Genomic DNA, 21477 nt, shown 5'->3' with positions numbered 1-21477 from the left:
CCATTAATACCGGCAGCGTCCTGCGCCACGCGCCCTGGCAGATTGTTATCTTTTCGCTGGGCATGTACCTGGTGGTTTATGGCCTGCGCAATGCCGGTCTGACGGATGCGCTGTCGCGCCTGCTGGACTACTTTGCCGGAAAGGGGCTGTGGACAGCCACGCTGGGAACGGGCTTTCTGACGGCGTTTCTTTCGTCGGTGATGAATAACCTGCCGAGCGTTCTGGTGGGCGCGCTCTCCGTAGAAGGCAGTTCGGCTACCGGCGTGATTAAACAGGCGATGATCTACGCCAACGTTATTGGCTGCGATCTGGGCCCGAAAATCACGCCAATAGGCAGCCTCGCCACGCTGCTCTGGCTGCATGTGCTCGCGCAAAAAAACCTTAAAATAAGCTGGGGATACTATTTCCGCGTTGGCGTGGTCATGACGCTGCCCGTGTTGTTTATCACTCTGGCGGCCCTGGCGCTGCGCCTTTCATTCCATTACTGATTTGTTTAGTCGGGAAGTATGATTTTTTTCCGGCCGGGCATGACCTTATATCGGGTATAAGACTGAGAAAATCAGTTTTTTGCTATGTGTACAGGTTTTATTATAATTAACCCGCCAGACACAACTTACATTTGAGACCTGAACGGGAGGTTTGATTTGTTTATTTCTGATGAAGAAAAAGGGCATATTCTGATTGGTGAAGCGACTATCAGCCTTATCTTCAACAGGGAAGAAATAACGCCGCAGGCACTGTCCGACGCGTTGCAGAAGATGGCTGATGGGGAAAGTGATAAGGAACGGGTCAGACAAATCGAGCAGGTGCGCCAGTGGCTAAAACGCTACAGGCAGCAGGCAATTTGTCATCCCACCGCGCAGGCTGGCCTGTATCTGTACAAGATTCTGGCGAACAGCATGAAGCAACGTCGGCCATACACTTTTCCGACTCGCAAAAACATCGTTCTTCAAAAAGTTAGTCGGGCAGATAGGGCGTTTTACATTGCGCTGTCAGGGAGGGTGGCGCACAATCAATTGATTGTAATAATTTTTTTCACGAAATCTCCGGCTTTAATTCTCATGTTCCCGCGCCATAGAACTGGAAACAGACAAGATTTTTCCGGCCTCATTTAACTTATTGTTTATAAAAGATTAGCACTTTTTGCACAAAAAAAGCGCGCTAAGTTCTCCAGTATTTCTGTACAGATTTTTCTTGTTTGTATAACTTACGCGCATCACACGCTATTTTACGCAAACATCTACTCTTTTTGGAGGCGCCCTGTGTATCAAAATGGATTAGCTCCACATTCAGAAAACGACATTGCGCGTTATTTCAATAAAGCCTCCTTGCCATCACAGCAGGAAACGCTGGGGCAAATCGTTGTAGAAGTACTGGGTTCCGGCCGCTCGCTAAGCCGTAAGGCAATCTGCACACGCTTACTGCGTCGCCTTGAGCAGGCGGAGAGCCCGGAGCAGGAAAAGCACTATCAGGCACTGATCGGCTTGCTGTTTGAACGCGGAGAATAACTGGTACGGTTTGTATGTATGGATCACGGTTGTTCGCAAGCCCGTTTTACCTGACTGAAACAGTCTGCAAACCATGGGAGTGGCCTGCTGCTGTCCTTCCCAACGTATGGATGCTTAACTGAGGCAGAGAAACGGGTATGTACAAAAATGAAGAAGACAAACTGACGGATATCATGCTGGGCGAAGCGGTTCTGGCGCTGCTGCACGGCGGTGGCCCGGTCACCAATGCGGCGCTCATCGACCAACTGCGGACAATGATTGACGTTGAGCAGGACGAAATAAAAAAGCGCGCCTGTAAACGTGCCATTAACGAAGTGCGGGAAAGTAAAAACAATACCCGTACCACGCATGAAGTTCGCGATCGCGATAATGTCAGACATATTTTTAATAACGATGGCCCGTCGGACGACACTAAAAAACATTAAATGCACAGGCCTCCTTGCCGCTTCGGGGCAGTGTTGTGCGCTTAACGGTCAGTCCTTAACCGACGGAACCAGCATTGATCTCATTTAACAATTTATTATGGGATAACTTTACAGCAGCGTATCCCACCAGAGGCTAACACGATGCAACAATCGGCAGAAACCGCGATCCTGAGTTATTTCCACCAGGCCGGAGACGTACTGGCTCCAGAAAGTGAGGTTCTTGGCGCTGTCATCAAAGAGATTTTGATGGCAAAAAGGCAGGTCACTAACAAAGCGATTATTTTAAGTCTCATCGACAAGCTGGAGCACACGTCCGACATCGTTGAACTGGATATCTACCGTAAAACCCTGGAAATTGTTGTCGGGCGCACACCTGACGATATCGGTATCTGAGCGAAGCTGTCGTTTCCCCCCTGTCAGCGTGAACCACAAAAAAATTCCCGCCCGTGCCGTGGCGATATTCACGGCACCGCGCTATTCAAGTCATAAAAATGTAAATTTAGTTTAAAGAGTGTTAAGCCAGGCTTTAAATGAAACTTTTCATCTTTTCTCGCTTTTTATCATTTTTTTTAAGATGAATATCTCCCGAAAAATGAGATTAACCCTTTTATTTTGTTAAAAATCATGGGGTTATTATTAGCTTCTCTCATTTGTTTCTCTTATGGAAAAGCAGGATTTTCCGCTAAAATAGCAACTCATCAGACCACTATGGGAGAAGAGTTGTGCGGCACTACTTTCACCGGCGCGAACCGGAGAACACGGAAAATGTGGAAATTCAGGAGCAGTGGCAAATTACCTACTGGACGCAAAAACTGAATGTTACGCAGGAGCGCCTGCGGCAGGCAATCGTGAATGTGGGTTCAAATAAGGCTGAGGTGCACAGATGGTTGAAAACGCATCCGGCAATGCGCAAGGCGCTTAATGCGCCGCAGTGCGTCTATCAGCACGGCGCGATTATTTCCTGCGAAAAGCGCGCGCCGGGACGCCCGAAAAAGCAGCGCCAGGTTGCCGCCACCAGCAGCGGAACAGAGGATTGACTGAAGCTGGCAGGCGTTTTATGGAAAGCAGGAGGCAACAGGGAACACGGACGGATTAATGCATTTTTTCTGTTATAAACCGCTTCGCCAGCAAGAAGATCTCTTTTTGGCTCTTATCCATGGCCTGAGCACCATGCACCTGGAGCATGGTAATAAGATTCTGGATATGGGGTGACTGGCCGCTTTCCAGCAGTGCTGCCACTGCGCGGCCAATGACCGCGTGGATTTCAACCATGTTATTTGAATCGTCATCGCTATGCAAAATTGCCCCCTGTAATCTGGACATACATACAGTTTACCATTTCAAAATTCAGATCGCATCTGCTCCGTTTATTGCCGGTATGAACCGGAAACGGCGTTATCCAGTGAAATCAGCATCGTTAAAGGTGTCTGTTCAGGTCAACACGCGCTGGGTCAGAACCGTCAGGGAGGGATCCATTTGATAAACCAGAGGAACGCCGGTCGGTACCCGAAGGTGAGTGACCGCCTCGTCATCCAGCCCGTTGAGGAATTTAATCAGGGCGCGCAGGGCGTTTTTGTGCGAAACCACCAGCACCGTTTTGCCCGCGAGGAGATGCGGAACAACCCCCTGCTGCCAGTAAACCAGAACGCGTTCGATGGTCATCGCCAGGCTTTCAGCGGTGGGTAAATCGGCCAGCGCAATGTTTCGGTAGCGTGCGGTCTGCTGAAGCCGTGCGGGGGCGTCCACGTCCGCAGGCGGCACGCCCGTAAAGGTTTTGCGCCATGTCCGGACGCGCTCTTCACCTAACCGCAGGGTCGTTTCTGCCTTGTTTAACCCCTGAAGCGCGCCGTAATGACGCTCGTTCAACCGCCAGCTCATCTCCGCCGGTATCCACGCCCGGTCGATCTGATCCAGCACTGTCCAAAGCGTATGAATGGTGCGCGTCAGCACCGAACTACAGGCAAAATCCGGAAAAATACCCGCTTCTCTTAATAACACGCCCGCCCGATTCGCTTCCTGCCTGCCCGCTGGCGTCAGCGGCACGTCCGTCCAGCCGGTAAAGCGGTTTTCATGATTCCACAGGCTTTCGCCGTGGCGAAGCAGTATCAGCGTTGAGTTCGTCATAATCCTTTCCGGAGAGTCGCGACCTGTATCAGGCAATCGGGGAGATAAGCGCACACCAATCATAGCTGATGGCGGCGGCTCGTCGGGCACTGCATTTATCTTTTTCAGATAAGCTTTCCGTAATTCTTTACTTCTCCTGCCCTGCTCCTTCATTCAATGATGAATTCCGCCAGAGGTGCCATTTAATTACAGGGAATTCACTATTATGACGCGATTTCACTTTTCGCCACTGCCGCGCGCGCTGGCCTTACTTTTATTTGCAGGCGCGGTGCATGCCGCACAGACGCCGTTGCAGGGCGGAACGCTGGTCTACCTTGAGCAACAGGCGCACACCAATCTCTATCCGCCTGCGGGTGGTTTTTACCCCAACGGCGGCATACTGAATCAGATTACCGATAAGCTGACCTGGCAAAACCCGGAAACATTGCAGGTTGAACCGTGGATTGCTGAAAGCTGGTCCACCAATGCTGATAAAACCGAATACACCTTTAAAATTCGTCCTGGCGTGACCTTCTCCGACGGTACGCCGCTGGATGCCAACGCGGTTGCCAAAAACTTCGATACTTACGGGCTGGGCAATAAAGCGCAGCGTCTGCCGGTGTCGGAAGTGATTAACAATTATCAGCGCAGTGAAGTTATCGACCCGCTCACGGTGAAGTTCATTTTTAAAAAGCCGTCACCGGGCTTTCTTCAGGGCACTGCGACGATTGGTTCCGGGCTGGTGTCTCTCAGTACGCTGGCGCGGAGCTTCGACCAGCTGGGTGACGCCCGTCATATTATTGGTTCGGGCCCATTTGTGGTCAGCGATGAAAAACTGGGACGCGAAGTGGATCTGACGGTTCGTAAAGACTATCGCTGGGGGCCGAAAAATCTTCAACAGCAGGGCAGAGCGAATCTGGATGCCATTAAGGTGATCGTGACGCCGGAAGACAGCGTGCGTATTGGCGCGCTGCTGGCGGGTCAGGCGGATTTTATTCGTCAGGTTCAGGCCTATGACGAGAAACAGGCGAAGGAACAACACTTTCCCATTTATGCGGCGCCGACGCGCGGCGTAAATGACAGTATCAGCTTCCGTCCTGATAATCCGCTGGTAAGCGATCTGCGCGTGCGCCAGGCGCTGCTGCACGCCACCGATGCGCGGCAGGTGGTGGAGACGCTGTTCTCGTCCAATTATCCACCCGCGACCTCGGTGATCGCCGCCAGCGCGGCGGGCTATGTCAATCTTGCCGACAAACTGAAATACGATCCGCAACAGGCTAAAAAGCTGCTGGACGAGGCGGGCTGGAAACCGGGCGCGGACGGTATCCGCCAAAAAGAGGGACAGCGTCTGGCGCTGACGGTTTATGAATCGCTGCCGCAGCCGCAAAATAAAGAGGTATTACAGCTTGTTGCGCAGCAGTGGCGCCAGGCGGGCGTGGCGTTGACGGTGCAGGCCGGCGACGCAGGCAGTAAGACGCTAAATAACCTCGATCCGCTAAAAACGCCGCTAACCGTTTCCGAAGTGGGCCGCGCCGATCCTGACGTGGTGAAGAGCATGTTTCATCCCTCCAACCGCGACGCGCTGCTGCAAAAAGGCGGCTCAAGCGACAAGGTTAAAAACTTCCGTGACGACAAGCTGAACACGTTGCTGGTGGACATCTCCGCTGAAGTGAATCCGGAAAAACGGCTTAAGCTCACCGGTGACGCGCAGCGCTACCTGCTGGATAACGCCTACGTGATCCCGATCTTCGAGGAGCCGCAGGTGTTTGCCGGATCGCCGCGGTTGAAGGGCATCGCTTTCGAAGCCGTAGGGCGGCCTTCGTTCTACAGCGCCTGGCTGGCTAAAGAGTAAGCGAGGTACGCCATGCGAGATTATCTGCTGCATCGCACCGGCACAGGCCTGCTGGTGCTGTGGGCCGCGTTTACGCTCTCTTTTGTACTTCTTCAGGTGCTGCCCGGCGACGCGGTGCTGATCAAATTTCAGAACCCCGACCTCGGGCTCAGCCCGCAGCAAATTGCCGAAATGCGCCAGAGTTACGGCGCGGACAGCCCGCTCTGGCGGCAGTACGTCCACACGCTGGGAGCGATGCTTAAGGGCGATTTCGGCTATTCGGTGCAGGCGGGCGTGCCGGTCAGCGAACAGTTAAAAAGCAATCTGCCGGGCACGCTGCTTCTGGCGCTGTTCGGCTTTGTGCTGGCAACGGCGCTGGCATTTACGCTGGCGTCGCTCGCTCGTTTGCCCGCGCTGCGCCCGCTGCGTTCTCTGCTACAGTCGGCACCCGCCCTGTTTATCTCAATTCCGACCTTCTGGCTCGGCATCGCGCTGATCCAGATCTTCTCTTTTCAACTGCGCTGGATCCCGGTGATCAATCCTTCGCCCTGGCAGGGCATGATCCTACCGGTGGTGACCGTAGCGATCCCCATCAGTGCGCCGCTGGCACAGATCCTGCTGCGCAGCATTGACCAGGTGGTGACACAGCCCTTTGTGGTTGTCGCCCGCGCCAAAGGCGCAAGCGAAACCCGCGTGCTCTGGCGGCACGTGCTGCGCAATGCCATGCTGCCGGTGCTGACCATTGCCGGCCTGCTGTTGGGCGAACTGATCGCCGGTGCGCTGATTACCGAAACGGTATTCGGCCTTGGCGGCCTGGGGCAACTGACGCAGCAGGCGGTGAATAACCAGGACGTGGCGGTGCTTCAGGCGGTGGTGATGATCTCCGCGCTGGGCTTTGTGCTGATCAACCTGCTGGTCGATCTGCTGATGCCGCTGTTCGACCCGCGCCTGCAACATGTTACCGGAGGAAGCCTGTGAGTCTTGTCGATTATGCCGCGGCCCGACGCACGTCGCCCGCCTCACGCACCCGGTTCCGGCGTATACAACCGGGACTGTGGCTTGCCTGGCTGGTCATTATCGTCGCCGCGGCGGCGGCCATTGCGCCCTGGCTGTTTACCGATTACAGCGCGACGGAAGGCACCGCCGGCGCGCAGCGGCTTGCGCCGCAGGCGGGCCACTGGCTGGGCACCGATCAGCTGGGACGCGATCTGTTCGCCCGCATTGTATTCGGCGCATCCCACTCGTTGTCCGCCGCGCTGGCGGCGGTGACGATGGGGCTGATTATCGGCACGGCATTCGGCCTGCTGGCCGGTGCGCTGGGCGGCAGAACGGAGACGCTGATTATGCGTGCCGTGGACGTGCTGCTGGCTATTCCGTCGCTGCTTTTGTCACTCAGCATGCTGATCCTGCTGGGCTTCGGGACGCTGAATGCCGCGCTGGCGGTCGGCATCGCCTCCGTCGCCAGCTTTGCGCGCCTCACGCGGGGCGAGGCGGTGCGCATTCGCCGTAGCGACTACGTGGAGGCCGCGTTCGGCAGCGGCGGCACCTTCTTTGCCGTGCTGCGTCGCCATATTCTGCCCAATATCATCCCGCCGGTGATTGCCTTTGCCGCTTTGCAGTTTGGCCAGGCGATCCTGGCGCTCTCCACGCTGAGCTTTCTCGGCTACGGCACGCCGCCGCCAACGCCGGAGTGGGGGCTGCTGATCGCCGAGGGACGCAACTATCTCTCCACGGCCTGGTGGCTGACCACCTTTCCTGGCGTGGTGGTGATCGCGGTGGTGCTGGCTGCCAACCGTATCAGTTATCAACTGTCAGGAGGCCGCCCATGAGCGAATCTGCTGAACCGCTACTGGCGGTGAAAAATCTCAGCCTGAGCTATCGCAGCGGACAGGCGTGGCGCCAGGTGGTGCATAACGTCAGTTTTACACTGCGGGCGGGAGAAATGGTGGCGCTGGTCGGCGAATCCGGATCGGGTAAAACCACCGTGGCACAGGCGATTATCGGCCTGCTGGCGGAGAATGGCCGCCGCGATGGCGGAAGTATTCTGCTCAACGGCAGCGATATTGCCGACTGGTCGCAGAAGCGTCTTGACGCGCTCCGCGGCGCGCGTATCAGTCTGGTGCCGCAGGATCCGGGAAACTCACTCAATCCGGTAAAAACGATCGGCGCGCAGGTTGGGGAGGTGTTACGCCTGCACACGCGGCTCAACTCGCAGACGCGGCGCGAGCGCGTGGTGGTGCTGCTGACGCGTGTAGGACTCAGTCATCCCGAACAGCGTGTTGATCAATATCCGCACCAGCTTTCCGGCGGCATGAAGCAGCGCGTGCTGATCGCCATCGCCCTTGCGTTACAGCCCGATATTATTATTGCCGACGAGCCAACCTCGGCGCTGGACGTCACGGTGCAGAAGCGTATTCTCGATCAACTTGATACGCTGCGCCGCGAAAGCGGCACGGCGGTACTGTTTGTCACGCACGATCTGGCGCTGGCCGCCGGGCGCGCGGACCGGATCATCGTTTTTCGCCACGGCGAAATTCAGGAAGCGGGTGCGACCGCGCAGGTGATCGGCGTGCCGCAGCACGCCTACACCCGTCAGCTTTTGCAGGATGCTGCACCGCGGCCGCGCAGGGGCGAAGCCTTACGCAGCGGGCGCGACGATCCGCCGATCATTCAGGTGCGCGACATCAGTAAGCAGTTTACCCTGGGTAAACGTGCGCGCTTTCAGGCGCTCAACGGTGTCAGCTTTGATTTGCGGCGGGCCACCACGCATGCCCTGGTGGGCGAATCCGGCTCCGGCAAAACAACTCTCGCGCGTATTCTGGTGGGATTTGAGCAGGCCGACAGCGGCAGCGTAACGTTCAATGGCCAGCACATCAGCGGCCTGCGCGGCGAGGCGCAGCGGCAGCTGCGTCGCCGAATTCAGTTTGTTTATCAGAATCCTTTCGCCTCGCTCGATCCGCGTCAGACGCTGTACGAAATCATCGAAGAACCGCTACGCAACTTCGAACGCATTAACGCCGCCGAACGGCGCTCGCGAGTTGAGGCGGTCACGCGTCGCGTTGCGCTGCCCCTGGATATTCTTGCGCGCAGCGCGCGCGAACTCTCCGGCGGGCAACGGCAGCGCGTGGCGCTGGCACGGGCGCTGATCCTGGCGCCGTCGGTTCTGGTGCTGGATGAGGCGACCTCAGCGCTCGACGTCACGGTGCAGGCGCAGATCCTCTCGCTGCTGCAACAGCTGCAACAGGAATTGGGGCTGACCTATCTGTTTATCACGCACGACCTGGCGACGGTCAGGCAGATTGCCGACAGCGTGACGGTACTGCGCGCCGGGGAAGTCGTGGAGCAGGGCGATGTTGCGACGCTGTTCGCGGCGCCGCAGCAGCCCTACACCCGCGAACTGATCGCCGCGATCCCTGAATTTTCGCTGCCCATACAGGAGACAGCCTGATGACCACACGCATCGGTTTTTTTACCCGACTGCTGGAAAAAGTGCCGGCGCAGGCGCGCTACCGGCTGGCAACTGAACAGATCCAGCATGCGGAGCGGCTGGGTTTTGATACGGCCTGGATTGCCCAACATCACTTTCATGAGCATGAAGGCGGTCTGCCTTCACCGCTGCTGCTGCTTGCCCACGTGGCAGCGCTGACTTCACGCATCCGGCTCGGCACGGCGATCATTACGCTGCCGATGGAAAATGCGCTGCGCGTGGCGGAGGATGCGGCGGTACTGGATCTGCTGGCTGACGGACGGCTGGAGATAGGGCTGGGTTCCGGCGGCACGCCCACCTCGTTTTTGCCCTTCGGGCTCACCTTTGAGCGGCGTGCAGAGGCGTTCGCTGACAATCTGCATACGCTGCTCAGCGCCTGGCGCGGTGATTCGCTGGCCCATCCCGATAACCATCTTTACCCCGCCGCGCCGACGCTGGCGCAGCGGGTGTGGATCGCCACCTTTTCAGCGGAGGGCGCGGCGCGGGCCGGTCAGGCAGGGCACGGATTGATGCTGTCGCGCACCCAGCCGCGACCGCCGGGGCGGCCCGAACTGCCGCTGGACGCCATCCAGAATCCCCTGATTGATGCTTATCTGGCGGCGCTGCCGAAGGGCGTGGAACCCCGCGTGCTCGCTTCGCGTACCGCCTTCGTGGCGGATTCGGATGCGTATGCGCGGCGCGTGGCGGAGCCTGGGCTGCGTCAGCAGGCGGCGCAGTATCGCGCGTCGGGCCATGAACTGCGCGGCGAAACGCTGGACGAGCTGTTTGGCCAGTTCGATGCCCACGTTGGCGATGCGGAGCAGGTAAAAGCCTCGCTGGCGCGGGACAGCGTGCTGCAACGCGTGACCGAAATCTCTTTCCAGGTGCACTCCGTCGAGCCCTCCCATGAAGAGACGCTCCGTTCCATCGAACTGATCGGCGAAAAGATTGCGCCGGTGCTGCGATCCATTAACAGGAGATCATAATGACTTACCCGACGGATTTACTGGCTGAACTGGCGGATATCGATCCCGCTTCGGAACTGGCCAGGGCGCGCGCAACGCGTGACGCCGCGACCCGACACGCTCAGGGCAGCCATGACGTGCTGTTTGGTCAGGACGATGACGACTTTCCGCTGAGCGAGCGTATCGCGCTGGCGGCGAAGGTGGCGGAATGGCACGGTCAGCCCGCGTTACATTCGCACTATGCCCATCATGCGCAGCCGGTGAGCGCCTCACCGCGCAGCGAGGCGGCGCAGGCGTTTGCCCATCTCCTGACCTTTGAACCGGTCGCGGCGACGCCTGAAGCGATCGGGCGGCTTCGTGAGGCGGGCTGGAGCGAGCGCGGCGTGGTGACGCTGGCGCAACTGGTGGCCTTTGTCAGCTTCCAGAGCCGCCTGCTGGCGGGACTGCGCCTGTTACAGGGGAACGACGCCGACGGCCGCGCGCCGGAGGCCACGGCGGGCCGCTGGCACACCGCGCCGCAAACCGCAGAGGGCAAAACCGCGCCGGTGAGATTCACCCGCGAGGAGCTTGGCTGGGAACCCTGGCTGACAGCAAAACCGCTGGCGGCGTTTTCGACAGACGAACAGGCGACGCTGGCGCGTTTCGGTCATACGGATTCTGACTATTTCCGCCTGCTCGGGCGCAATCTGCCGTTGCTGGAACAGCGCACGCTGACCGACAAGGGCATTTTTTACACCACGGGCGGGCTGCCGCGCGCCGAACGCGAGCTGGCGGCGACGGTTGCCAGTAAAGTGAACGGCTGCATCTACTGCGCGTCGGTACACGCCCGTAAAGCGGGCCAGCTGTCGAAAAACGAGACGGCAATAGAGAATCTGCTCAACGTCCAGCCCGGCGCCTCGCTATCGCAGCACCAGTCGCCGCGTTGGACGGCGGTGATCGCCCTGGCCGCCTCGCTGTCAGTCACGCCGCCCGCGCCGACGCAAAAGCAGGTTAGCGATCTGCGGGCTGAAGGGCTGGAAACGCTTGATTTACTGGATCTGATCCAGTCGGCAGCGTTCTTCGCCTGGGCCAACCGGCTGATGCTCACGCTGGGCGAACCGTTTGAGCGCGGTTAACGCTCGTTCGTCGTCCGTATCGTGAAGCAGGCGATATCAACCGCCAGAGAGGCTGGCGCCGCGTCCGTGGGTTCTGTAAACCGGAACTTCGCTGAATCTGCGCTAAGCTTAATGCTCTCTCATAAGGCGGATGATAATGCTTATATTTTACAACGCGCTCATCGTACTGATGACCATTATCGGCATGGAAATTATTGCGGCGCTGGCGCATAAGTATCTGATGCACGGGTGGGGATGGGGCTGGCACCGTTCGCACCACGAACCACGGCACGGCGCGCTGGAGGTCAATGACCTTTATGCGGCGGTGTTTGCGGTGCTGGCGATTGCGCTAATCTGGTTTGGCACCGAAGGCGCCTGGCCGTTGCAGTGGATCGGAGCCGGAATGACGGCCTACGGCGCGCTCTACTTTATGGTGCACGACGGGCTGGTGCATCAGCGCTGGCCGTTTCGCTATATTCCCCGCCGTGGCTACCTGAAACGCCTGTATATGGCGCATCGCCTGCATCATGCGGTGCGCGGTAAAGAGGGCTGCGTCTCCTTCGGCTTTCTCTACGCGCCGCCGGTAGCGAAGCTGCAAAAAACGCTGCGTGAGCGCCACGGCCGTCCGGGTAAAGCAGCCGCTTCAGACCGGCAGGCGCATTAACGCGCTGCCGGGCCTAATGCGCCTGCTTGCGGTGGTACTCTTTTTGGCGACCTGCGTGGCGCGCGGTAATGGCGAAGACCAGCAGGCCCGCCATGCCCAGTATGACGCCAACCCACGCGGTCGCAATCCAGCCAAAGCCCAGCGTAACCGCCACGCCTCCCAGCCAGGCGCCCATGGCATTCGCAATGTTCAGCGCGGAGTGGTTCATGGCGGCGGCCAGGGTTTGCGCATCGTCAGCAACGTCCATCAGGCGAATTTGCAGCGAAGGGAGTAACACTGACGATGTGCCGAGAAGAAACGTAGCCAGTAACCCTGTGGATACCTGCTGCGCCAGCAGCGGGAAGAGGGCCATCACCAGCACGTTCCACAGCAAAGTGCCGCCAATAACGCGCAGCACCCGGCCGTCAGCGAGACGTCCGCCCACCAGATTGCCGACAATCATGCCCAGACCAAATGCCGCCATCGCCCACGGAATAAGGCGGGCGGACATGCCGGCAACGTTCATCAACGTCGGCGCAATGTAGCTGAATATGGCAAACATACCGCCAAAGCCCACCGCGCCCACTAACAGCGTCAACATGACCTGAGGATTTTTGAGCGCGCTCAGTTCACGTAATGGATGGGCGTCGGGATTGCCTGGCGCGTGAGGAACAAAACGGATAATGAGCAGACAGGTCAGCAGGCCGATGGCGCCCACGAAGGCAAACACCACATGCCAGTTAAACAGTTGACCAATCCACGAGCCGAAGGGCACGCCAATCAGGGTAGCGATGGTTAAACCCAGCATCAGCGACGCCAGCGCCCGCCCGCGTTTTTCTGTGGGCACCAGCGAGGCCGCCGCGAGCGCTGCCACGCCGAAATAGGCGCCGTGCGGCAGGCCGGTCAGAAAGCGCGCAACAATCAGGCCGGGGTAACTGTTGACGAGCGCGCTGGCGACGTTGCCTGCGCTGAATAGGGCCATGAGCGTCAGCAGCAGGGTTTTACGCGCCATCCGCGCGGCCAGCACCGCAATCACCGGCGCGCCGACCACCACGCCCAGGGCATAGCTCGCAATAGCGTTGCCCGCTTCTGGCTCGGTGATGGACAACGAGCGCGACACATCCGGGAGCAAACCCATCATGATAAACTCCCCCGTGCCGATGCCAAATCCCCCTAAGGCCAGCGCCAGCAGCGCCCAGCGAACGACATTATCGTTCACGGTTTCTTTCGTGTTTTTTTGCAAAATATTTTCCGGTGGTGTGATCGAAGCTGTTTTTTTAACGTGGACGCTGCCAGAGCGTGGCAGGGCGCGGCGGCGTCCTCGCCATCCGTGAGGTCACGGCCTGACCCGCGCCGCGCATCAGCAGCAGCAGTTTCTCCGACTTACTGGTTCCCTGGCGGCGGGCCCAGGCGTTTTCCCCGGCGTGATGAACCTTGACGCCGATTTCACGATAGACGCCGCGCGCCGTGGCAATAGCCCACGCAGAACGCAGCGGCAAATCCGCCAGCCCCGCCTGCGCAGAATGATAATAGGGTTCGGCCTCGCGGAGAAGCCGCGCCGCCACCTGCGCCAGCGCGGCACGGTGCGGCGGCGCCGCATAATTTCCCCGGTCCAGACCCGCTTCACCCAGCCACTGCTCTGGCAGATAGCAGCGCCCGGCTTCGGCGTCCTCAACAATATCGCGCGCGATATTCGTCAGCTGAAACGCCAGCCCCAAATCGCAGGCGCGATCCAGTACCGCGCCATCGCGAACGCCCATCACCTGCGCCATCATCAGCCCGACCACGCCGGCCACGTGATAGCAGTAGCGCAACGTATCGTCGAGGGTGAAATAGGATTCATTGCGCACGTCCATCGCATAGCCCTCCAGATGATCGAACGCCTGCTGCGCCGGAATGGCATGAGCCAGCGCCACCTCCTGAAACGCCGCGAAGGCCGGTTCAGCCATTGGCTCGCCCTTGAAGGCGCGTTCGGTCTGCGTGCGCAGCGCAGCCAGCCGCTGCACGGGCGAGCCGGGCTGCGCGTCGGCGGCAAAACCCAGCGCCTGGCCGTCGATCACATCGTCACAGTGGCGGCACCAGGCATAGAGCATCAGCGCGCTGCGCCGCGTCTGCGCGTCAAAAAGCTTTGCGGCGGTATTAAAGCTTTTTGATCCCGCCGCCATGGTCTGCGTGGCGTGATCCATCAGCGGCTGATTCATGCCAGATCCTCCAGCATCAGTCCGGCGGTGGCTTTGGCCGAGCCGATAACGCCAGGGATGCCCGCGCCCGGATGGGTGCCTGCGCCAACCAGATAGAGATTGCTGATCTGCGCGTCGCGGTTGTGCGGGCGAAACCAGGCGCTCTGGCGCAGGATCGGCTCAATGGAAAAGGCCGAGCCATGATGCGCGCCCAGCTCGTCGCGGAAATCAAACGGCGTAAACATGCGATGAGTGACCAGCTGGCTGCGCAGGCCGGGCATATAGCGCGCCTCCAGATAATCAAAGATGCGATCGCGCAGGCGCGGGCCTTCGCGATCCCAGTCGATATCGGCCGTGCCCAGATGCGGTACCGGCGCCAGCACGTAATAGCTGCCGCAGCCCGGCGGCGCCAGCGAGGGATCGGTCACGCAGGGCGAATGCAGATAGAGCGAAAAATCGTCAGCCAGCACGTTGCTGTTAAAAATGTCATCAATCAGCGCCTTGTAGCGCGCGCCAAAGCAGACCGTATGGTGCGCGAGCTGACTGTGATGATGATTCAGGCCGAAGTAGAGCACAAACAACGAGTTACTCATTCTTTTACGCTTCAGCGACGCGCCCTGCGCTGCGCCGCGCGGGTGATGGCCGAGCAGCTTATCGTAGGTGTGCACCACATCCGCATTAGACGCAACGGCGGGCGTATCGATATGACGACCGTCCGTCAGATGAACGGCGCTGATCCGGTCGCCCGTGGTTTCCATACGGGCGACGCTGGCGTTCAGTTCAATTTTGCCGCCCAGATCCTCAAACAGCTTCACCATGCCCTGCACCAGCGCGCCGGTGCCGCCGCGTGGAAACCAGACGCCCCATTCACGCTCCAGCGCGTGGATCAGCGTATAAATGGACGAGGTGGAGAACGGATTACCGCCCACCAGCAGCGAGTGAAATGAGAAGGCCTGACGCAGGTGCTCTTCTTCGATAAATTTCGACACCATGCTATAGACGCTTCGCCATGCCTGAAGTCGGGCAAGCTGCGGCCCGGCGCGCAGCATGTCGCGAAAGGAGAGAAACGGCACCGTGCCGAGCTTCAGATAACCCTCTTTAAATCCCGCCCGGGAATAGTCGAGAAAGCGCTGATAGCCCGCCACATCGCGCGGGTTGAACTGTCTGATTTGCGCTTCAAGCTGTGGCTGGTCGTTATCATAGTCAAGCACCTTGCCCGACTCCCAGCAGAGGCGGTAAAACGGCTTCACCGGCAGCAGCTCAACGTAGTCGGCCATGCGTTTGCCCGCCAGGGTGAACAGCTCTTCAATGGCGGTGGGATCGGTGATCACCGTCGGCCCGGCATCAAAGGTGAAGCCCTGCTCCTGATAAACGTACGCGCGCCCGCCGGGTTTATCGCGCGCCTCAAGCAGCAGCGTGGGAATGCCCGCCGCCTGAAGCCGGATAGCCAGCGCCAGTCCGCCGAAACCGGCGCCGATAACAATTGTTCTGTTCATTTAAAAGGCTCGCAGCCGGGGAGTGTGTTTAAGCACCGCGCGCAGGGCTTCGCCAACCGGAACCGGCGGCTTACCCGTCAGCACGCGTGCCATATCAAAAAACGTGGGATCGCCGGCATAAAAACGGGCGATCAGTTTGTCGTCAAGCCGGTAAAAGCGCTGCATTACCTGCCAGCGCCGCGATGGCTGCCCGGCCAGAAACAGCATGCGGTTCAACAGTCGAAAGAAGCGCTGCCGCCGCCACTGTCCGGTGGCAAAGCGCTGGATCGCCGTAAACAGCGCATCATGGGTGAGCGAAGGCAGCCCGGCGATATGATCAGCCAGCCGCGCCGCCAGCGGCAGCGAGTAGCCGGTCGTCGGATGAAACAGCGCGGCGCGCAGCCCGCTGCACGGCTGGCCTGCGCGTTGCCGCCAGAAAGCGTCAGGGCGCCCGGCCAGCGTAATTGGCAGGCTGCCCTGTTCCTCACGCTCAAGCGTCTGCAATGACCAGCCCTGTGCGGCGGCATAGTCGGCAATACGCGTGCGCGTTTCATGGCTGTCCAGCGCCGCGCTGTCGATGTAGTGCGTATCCTCAATCAGCAGCGTATCCGCCGAGAGCGGCAGCGTATAGACGAAGCGATAACCCTGCTGCTGGTCGACGGTGGCATCCATCAGGATCGGCCGCGTCAGCCCGTGCGGTGCCGCCAGCCGCCACTGCTGACCAAGAAACGCCTGCCAGCCGACGGTCAGGTGCGCGTCGGGCAGCCAGCCGCGCCCGTCGATCACCGCCCCGGCGGAGAAAACGGTGCCATCCGCCAGGTGCACATGCTGCGGTGTCACCCCGACGATATCGCGTTGGGTCAGCAGGTGTTCGCCCAGCGCCTGCTCGATCGCGTCCGCGAAGCGTTCGGCGGTGACCGAGAGATAGCCGCCCGGCAGCGTGCGGCGCAGCTGCGGGAAGCGCACGTCGTAGCCGTCCCAACGGTGCGCCACCAGCGGATCGAGCCAGGCGTGTCGCGCCGGCGGCAGATCGTGCTGATGAAACGACCACGTGTGATTACCGCCGGGGCGTGAACCGCTCTCCAGCAGCAGCACGTTCAGTTCCGGGCGAAGCTGGCGCAGGCGCAGCGCAATCAGCCCGTTGGCCAGTCCGCCCCCTGCGAGGATCAGATCCCACTTTGTCACGGCGTCGCCTCCGCCAGCGGCGACGTCGTCGTGCTCAATGCCCGTTCGGTAATGTCGGCAGCCCGCGCCGCGCCGCCTGCCTGCGCAAGCTGCGTCCGGGCGTCCGCCAGGCGCTCACGGCAGCGCCGATCGTGGAGCAAGGCGTCCAGCGCGTGCGCCAGCGTATCGCTGCTGCAAAACCGCGAGACGCGTCGGCCCAGACCACTCCAGGCCACGCGCGCCGCCACGCCGGGTTGATCAAAGGCGATGGGCAGGGCGAGGATCGGCGTTTGATGGGCGATGGCGTCGGTAACGGTATTCAGCCCGCCGTGCGTGATCACCGCCTGCGCCTGCGCCAGCACCGCCGGCTGGTCAGCGAAGTCGGTCACCCACCGCGCGCCGCTGGCGTGCAGGCTGTCGGCCTGCGCGGCATCAAGCCCGCCGCAGTGGGCAATCAGCAACTGAAGATCCAGGCGGCGGCAGGCATGGGCGATGGTTTTAAACAGTTTAAAGCGATGCCCCTGCAAGGTGCCGAGCGAGGCGAACACAAACGGGCGCGATGAGTCGACCGGCCAGCGGGCGTCGCTGGCGCTGCCTGCCCGACGTAGCGGGCCGACGTGGTGGAGATGCTGCTCGCGCCGGGGGAAGTCTAGCGCCGGAATGGTCTGGCTGATCTGCGCCAGCGGCGACAGACAGTCGTGCAGCCCGTCGCGCGGGGCCAGCCCGAAACCGCGCGCGTGCCGGTTGAGCACCCGGCGCTGCCCGCGCATCATCCAGTCATAGACGCGCTGGCTGGAGGCATAAAGCTGCCGCGCACGGTCGCCGGTGTCATAGCTGAACGGCATCACCGGCAGCGGCAGTCCCGGTTCTCGGTTGACCGGCAGCGCGCAGGCAACCGAGACGAAAGGGAGGCCCAGCGCATCGGCGACCAGCCCGCCCGCCGGCTCCATCTGATCGACAATCATTCCGTCCACGGCCAGTCTGTTCAGCGCGGCAGGCAGTTCACGGCACAGCATGTCGCTGGTGCGCGCCATGTCATCAATCAGCCGGAACAGGGAAAAGCCGCCGGGACTGGCGGCAAGCGCCAGCGTGCGAGCCAGCGAACCGGGCGGGTGCGAGGTTGCGCCTACGGCATGAAAAGCAATGCGCGGGTCGCGCAGGCCGCTTTGCGCATCGGCCTGATGAATAAAGGTGATGCGGTGGCCGCGCGCGATCAGCGTCAGCGCCAGCGCTTCCATCGCGCGCTGATGGCTGAACAGCGGCGGCGCGATCAGCGCATAGTGGCTCACGCTTCGCCTCGCGTGGGTTGCAGCGTCGCATGGCGCAGCGCGGCGAGATCCGCGCTGCCGGTACAGAAGCAGGCGGTGCGTAACTGATCGATAAGCGTCTGGAAACACGCTGTTACCGCCTCTTCAGACGCGCTGGCGCTCGGCAGCACCGCCGCCGCCAGCCCGGCCAGATCCGCACCCAGCGCCAGCGCCTTCGCCACGTCGATGCCGTTTACGATGCCGCCGGAGGCGATCAGCGGCACCTCGGGCAGCGCCTGACGTATCGCGGACAGCGCGTCGGCCGTCGGAATGCCCCAGTCGGCAAACGCCATCGCCACAGCGCGCGCGCGCGGATCGATGGCGCGTTCGCCCTCCACCGCGGCCCAGCTGGTGCCGCCTGCGCCTGCCACGTCGAGCATGGCGACGCCCGCATCCGCCAGCTGACGGGAAACCGGCACCGACAGCCCGGCGCCCACCTCTTTCACCACCACCGGCACGCTAAGCTGCTTAACCAACAGCGCAATAGCGGAAAGAATGCCGCGCCAGTCGCGGTCGCCGCCGTTTTGAAGCGCTTCCTGAAGCGGGTTGAGATGCACTATTAATGCATCGGCGTCAATCATCTCTACGGCGCGGCGCGCATAGTCGAGGCCGTGCGGGCTGCCGATCTGCGCCGCGCCGAGGTTAGCCAGCAGCGGCACGTCCGGCGCGATATCACGCAGTTGGCGAGTCAGTCCGTCATTCACTTTGCTTTCCAGCGCCACCCGCTGCGAACCGACGCCCATCGCCAGCCCCAGCCTTTGGGCCGCAGCCGCCAGATGCAGGTTGATATTCGCGGCACGCTGCGCGCCGCCGGTCATTGAGCTTATCAACAGCGGCGCTTTCAGCGGACGACCAAACAGCGAGGTGCTGAGATCGATGTCGTTAAAGTTCAGTTCAGGCAGCGCACAGTGCTCAAAGCGCCAGTGCTGAAATCCGTTACGGGCGCGGCTGACCGCGCGCGTCGGGTTGAGCACGATATCAAGGTGATCGTTCTTACGCTGAATCAGCTCCGCGTCCTTCATTGACTCTCCGGTAGGTTTAACAGGTTATCAACCGAACGCGGCCAGCTGCGACTCAAACCAGCTGTGCATAAAATGGCGGGTCGCCGCGCCGTGGCGGCAGGCCAGGGTGACATGCTGGTCGGCGCTGTGCAGATGTGATCGGAGACGCTGTTGCACCGCTTCCGCACCCAGCAGCGCCACCAGCGTTGATTTGCCCTCGTCCTGATTGGCGTCTTTGCCGGTGCTGGCGTGGCTGTCCGCCAGGTCATCCAGCAGCTGAAACGCCTGGCCCAAATCCTGCGCGAAGCAGCGCAGTTTTTGACGCACTTCCGGCGATGCGCCGGCGGCCAGCGCCGCCATTTGCAGTGCGGCGTCGAACAGCATGCTGGTTTTGAGATCGTTGGTTCTGGCAATGTCTTCCGAACTGCGCGGCGCGTGGCCCTCACTGAGATCCTGAAACTGTCCCTGTACCAGCCCCTGTAGCCCGACCGCGCCGGAAAGTTCCGCCACCGCCTGCGCCCGACAGCCTGTCGGCAAATCTCTGGCGCTGGCCACCAGGCCAAAGGCGTTGCTGAGCAGCGCCACGGCGGCGAGGATGGTCACATGCTGTCCAAACTGGCGATGAATGGTCGGTCTGCCGCGCCGCAGCAGCGCATTATCCATGCACGGAATGTCATCAAGCATTAACGAGGCGGCGTGGATCATCTCTATCGCACAGGCGAAGTCCAGCAGACCAGGGTGATGCCGATCACAACCCAGATCGTGAGCGGCCAGCAGCAGCAGCAGTGGACGAATGCGTCTGCCGGGCGCCAGCGTACCGGCACGCATCGCGGCGCTTACCCGATCCTGCTCATCAACCACGGGCAGAAGCTGGTCGAGCCGCTGATGTAGCGCCTCGCGCAAGGCCAGCAGGTCGCTTTCCGGGTTAACGGATTTTTCGGCGTTGACGATCATGATCACTCTTATTATTTATGCAGGATGAATGAGCGGTGAATTAGCGATGCCGCTTTTGTCAGGACGAACCCGCAGGTTCGTGGAACAGCATCCATTAAGCGTAGAATATTGTCGGAGAATTGCGCCTGCGCCCGGCAAAAAAGCTGGCGCGTATTCAGCAGGATAGTGAAAACCCTTACCGCAGCAGCGTGTTAATCAAAGCAATAACCTCATGAACCTCGGCCTCTGTCAGCGCGCCGTCTTTGGCGAAGCGGACACGGCCTTCGCGATCCAGCACCACCACCGTCGAGCCGCGCTCCTTAAGCTGCCAGGCGCTGCGGACTATCCCGCTGTCATCAATAATAAACTGCGACCACGGCGACGACTGCTTGCTGGATTTCAAACTGGCGCGAACAAACATCGCGCTGCCAGGAATGGCGTCGTCGGTATTAACGATCAGCGTGGTTTGGTAACCATCGGCAGGGAATTTCGCCGCCTGAATCGCCTCCGCGACCGCGCTGTTCTCCTCTTTCGCCGAAAGACGCCCGGCAAGATGCAGCAAAACCCGAACTTTTCCGCGTAGCTGCGCGCTGTTCCAGGGGCGCGACGTTAGCGTATTGCCGTTAAAAATCAGCTCGCCGGTATCCGTGACGCCGGTGGGTGGAACGCGCTGGCCTGACACAAAGCTGTGCGCCTGCGTACAAAGCGGCATGAAACAAAGCGCGGCGAACAGGCAGAAGCGGGGTGTCATTGTCTCTCCATAGGCAGGCGTCGGCAGAAATGTCTCAGAGAAGCCTTGCAGTGAAATAAAATCCGCAGATAATCGTAAAAAGTTGATAAGTTAGCTGCCGGACAGATAAAAATTATTGGAGAAATCATGAGTAAGTCAACGGTCGCCGTTTTTTCAGCACTTTTGTTGGGCGCTTTACCCGTGATGGGAGCGGCATGGGCCGAGGGCGAACAGGCCGTGCCGGCGCCGCAAATCCAGTCGGCGACGCCTGAGCAGCCGGCGCCGGCCGCAGGCGAACAGCAGAGCCAGCCGCAGGTGAGCGGGGAAGGGCAGGAGAGCCCGGCGCCGCAGGGGCAGCAGCCTTCTGCGTCTAACCCTGACGGTGAAACCGCGCCCGCCGTGCCGGGCAAGAAAACCTACGATAAAACCTCTTTCTACGCCGACTTTAAGCATTTCCAGATTGGCGACGTGGTGCCCGATACCTATCGCGTGCCGAAGTACAAAATTTCTGAATGGCAAAAAAGAAAGCTGACGGCGCCAGAGCCGGGCAGCCACTGGACGTATATGGGCGGCGACTATGTGCTGATCACCGATGCGGAAGGTAAAATCGTTAAGGTGCTTTCCGGCGATATTATCTACCGTTAACGGTGAG

The 21477-nt window shown here is 60.2% G+C and carries 24 protein-coding genes; 14 read left to right on the top strand and 10 right to left on the bottom strand.

What is annotated here, in order from left to right:
• The 6 genes from GS12_RS18885 to GS12_RS23075 form a co-directional block, all read left to right on the top strand.
• Positions 1-488: ArsB/NhaD family transporter (locus tag GS12_RS18885; RefSeq protein ID WP_034949647.1), on the top strand; the 488-nt coding region annotated here is incomplete at its 5' end.
• A gap of 156 nt (positions 489-644) precedes the next feature.
• Positions 645-1115, top strand: coding sequence for a hypothetical protein (locus GS12_RS23080; protein WP_052118528.1), 471 nt, complete (start codon positions 645-647; stop codon positions 1113-1115).
• Between the two features lie 147 nt (positions 1116-1262).
• Positions 1263-1508: a regulatory protein YcgZ gene (gene ycgZ, locus GS12_RS18875; protein ID WP_034917993.1), complete on the top strand. Its 246-nt coding sequence runs from the start codon at positions 1263-1265 to the stop codon at positions 1506-1508.
• A 137-nt stretch (positions 1509-1645) separates the two neighbouring features.
• The gene (locus GS12_RS18870) at positions 1646-1933 is read left to right on the top strand and encodes a hypothetical protein (protein WP_034917990.1); all 288 of its coding nucleotides are present in this window, start codon (positions 1646-1648) and stop codon (positions 1931-1933) included.
• A 141-nt stretch (positions 1934-2074) separates the two neighbouring features.
• On the top strand, positions 2075-2326 hold the full coding sequence (locus GS12_RS18865) for a biofilm/acid-resistance regulator YmgB/AriR (protein ID WP_034917988.1): 252 nt from the start codon (positions 2075-2077) through the stop codon (positions 2324-2326).
• Between the two features lie 329 nt (positions 2327-2655).
• Positions 2656-2970 carry a DUF3606 domain-containing protein gene (locus GS12_RS23075; protein ID WP_052118527.1) on the top strand — a complete coding sequence of 105 codons (315 nt, stop codon included), beginning with the start codon at positions 2656-2658 and terminating at the stop codon, positions 2968-2970.
• A 55-nt stretch (positions 2971-3025) separates the two neighbouring features.
• Here GS12_RS23075 and GS12_RS18855 read toward each other — a convergent pair whose 3' ends face one another.
• A complete protein-coding gene (locus GS12_RS18855; RefSeq protein WP_152601442.1) occupies positions 3026-3256 on the bottom strand; it encodes a hypothetical protein in 231 nt (76 codons plus the stop codon).
• Positions 3257-3364: 108 nt separating this feature from the next.
• Positions 3365-4057 (bottom strand): 2,3-bisphosphoglycerate-dependent phosphoglycerate mutase, encoded by a 693-nt coding sequence (locus GS12_RS18850; protein WP_034949643.1) that lies wholly within the window; start codon positions 4055-4057, stop codon positions 3365-3367.
• 205 nt (positions 4058-4262) lie between these two features.
• Here GS12_RS18850 and GS12_RS18845 point away from each other — a divergent pair, with 205 nt between their 5' ends.
• The 7 genes from GS12_RS18845 (at position 4263) to GS12_RS18815 (ending at position 12056) form a co-directional block, all read left to right on the top strand.
• Complete coding sequence (locus GS12_RS18845) at positions 4263-5888, top strand: TIGR04028 family ABC transporter substrate-binding protein (RefSeq protein ID WP_034949641.1); 1626 nt, start codon at positions 4263-4265, stop codon at positions 5886-5888.
• Positions 5889-5900: 12 nt separating this feature from the next.
• Positions 5901-6845: an ABC transporter permease gene (locus GS12_RS18840; protein ID WP_034949639.1), complete on the top strand. Its 945-nt coding sequence runs from the start codon at positions 5901-5903 to the stop codon at positions 6843-6845.
• Positions 6842-7696, top strand: coding sequence for an ABC transporter permease (locus GS12_RS18835; protein WP_034949636.1), 855 nt, complete (start codon positions 6842-6844; stop codon positions 7694-7696). Before GS12_RS18840 ends, GS12_RS18835 begins: the two co-directional genes overlap by 4 nt.
• Entirely contained in the window at positions 7693-9315 is a 1623-nt protein-coding gene (locus tag GS12_RS18830; RefSeq protein WP_034949635.1) for a dipeptide ABC transporter ATP-binding protein, read from the top strand. Before GS12_RS18835 ends, GS12_RS18830 begins: the two co-directional genes overlap by 4 nt.
• On the top strand, positions 9315-10319 hold the full coding sequence (locus GS12_RS18825) for a putative FMN-dependent luciferase-like monooxygenase (RefSeq protein ID WP_034949634.1): 1005 nt from the start codon (positions 9315-9317) through the stop codon (positions 10317-10319). Before GS12_RS18830 ends, GS12_RS18825 begins: the two co-directional genes overlap by 1 nt.
• Entirely contained in the window at positions 10319-11413 is a 1095-nt protein-coding gene (locus GS12_RS18820; RefSeq protein WP_034949632.1) for an alkylhydroperoxidase domain protein, read from the top strand. The genes GS12_RS18825 and GS12_RS18820 overlap by 1 nt, the downstream gene beginning before the upstream one ends.
• A gap of 136 nt (positions 11414-11549) precedes the next feature.
• Positions 11550-12056 carry a sterol desaturase family protein gene (locus GS12_RS18815; protein WP_034949631.1) on the top strand — a complete coding sequence of 169 codons (507 nt, stop codon included), beginning with the start codon at positions 11550-11552 and terminating at the stop codon, positions 12054-12056.
• Positions 12057-12069: 13 nt separating this feature from the next.
• On the opposite strand, the gene GS12_RS18810 is transcribed toward GS12_RS18815, so the two are convergent.
• From GS12_RS18810 to GS12_RS18775, 8 genes are all read right to left on the bottom strand, one after another.
• Positions 12070-13281, bottom strand: a complete 1212-nt coding sequence (locus tag GS12_RS18810; protein ID WP_034949630.1) for an MFS transporter — start codon at positions 13279-13281, stop codon at positions 12070-12072.
• 31 nt (positions 13282-13312) lie between these two features.
• Positions 13313-14236 carry a 15-cis-phytoene synthase CrtB gene (gene crtB, locus GS12_RS18805; protein ID WP_034949628.1) on the bottom strand — a complete coding sequence of 308 codons (924 nt, stop codon included), beginning with the start codon at positions 14234-14236 and terminating at the stop codon, positions 13313-13315.
• The gene (locus GS12_RS18800; RefSeq protein WP_034949626.1) at positions 14233-15711 is read right to left on the bottom strand and encodes a phytoene desaturase; all 1479 of its coding nucleotides are present in this window, start codon (positions 15709-15711) and stop codon (positions 14233-14235) included. Before GS12_RS18800 ends, crtB begins: the two co-directional genes overlap by 4 nt.
• Positions 15712-16875, bottom strand: coding sequence for a lycopene beta-cyclase CrtY (gene crtY, locus GS12_RS18795; RefSeq protein ID WP_034949624.1), 1164 nt, complete (start codon positions 16873-16875; stop codon positions 15712-15714).
• Positions 16872-18143 carry a glycosyltransferase gene (locus GS12_RS18790; protein WP_034949622.1) on the bottom strand — a complete coding sequence of 424 codons (1272 nt, stop codon included), beginning with the start codon at positions 18141-18143 and terminating at the stop codon, positions 16872-16874. The genes crtY and GS12_RS18790 overlap by 4 nt, the downstream gene beginning before the upstream one ends.
• Positions 18140-19183, bottom strand: coding sequence for a type 2 isopentenyl-diphosphate Delta-isomerase (gene fni, locus GS12_RS18785; protein WP_034949620.1), 1044 nt, complete (start codon positions 19181-19183; stop codon positions 18140-18142). The genes GS12_RS18790 and fni overlap by 4 nt, the downstream gene beginning before the upstream one ends.
• 27 nt (positions 19184-19210) lie before the next feature.
• Positions 19211-20116, bottom strand: a complete 906-nt coding sequence (locus GS12_RS18780) for a polyprenyl synthetase family protein (protein ID WP_034949618.1) — start codon at positions 20114-20116, stop codon at positions 19211-19213.
• 175 nt (positions 20117-20291) lie between these two features.
• The gene (locus GS12_RS18775; RefSeq protein ID WP_034949616.1) at positions 20292-20846 is read right to left on the bottom strand and encodes a YtfJ family protein; all 555 of its coding nucleotides are present in this window, start codon (positions 20844-20846) and stop codon (positions 20292-20294) included.
• Positions 20847-20972: 126 nt separating this feature from the next.
• Here GS12_RS18775 and GS12_RS18770 point away from each other — a divergent pair, with 126 nt between their 5' ends.
• A complete protein-coding gene (locus tag GS12_RS18770) occupies positions 20973-21470 on the top strand; it encodes an RcnB family protein (protein WP_034949613.1) in 498 nt (165 codons plus the stop codon).
• Positions 21471-21477 lie beyond the last annotated feature (7 nt).

It is taken from the genome of Erwinia oleae (assembly GCF_000770305.1).
Classification (GTDB): Bacteria; Pseudomonadota; Gammaproteobacteria; order Enterobacterales; family Enterobacteriaceae; genus Erwinia; species Erwinia oleae.
Note: the sequence above shows the minus strand (reverse complement) of the source record. Positions and strands in the feature narration are given on the sequence as shown.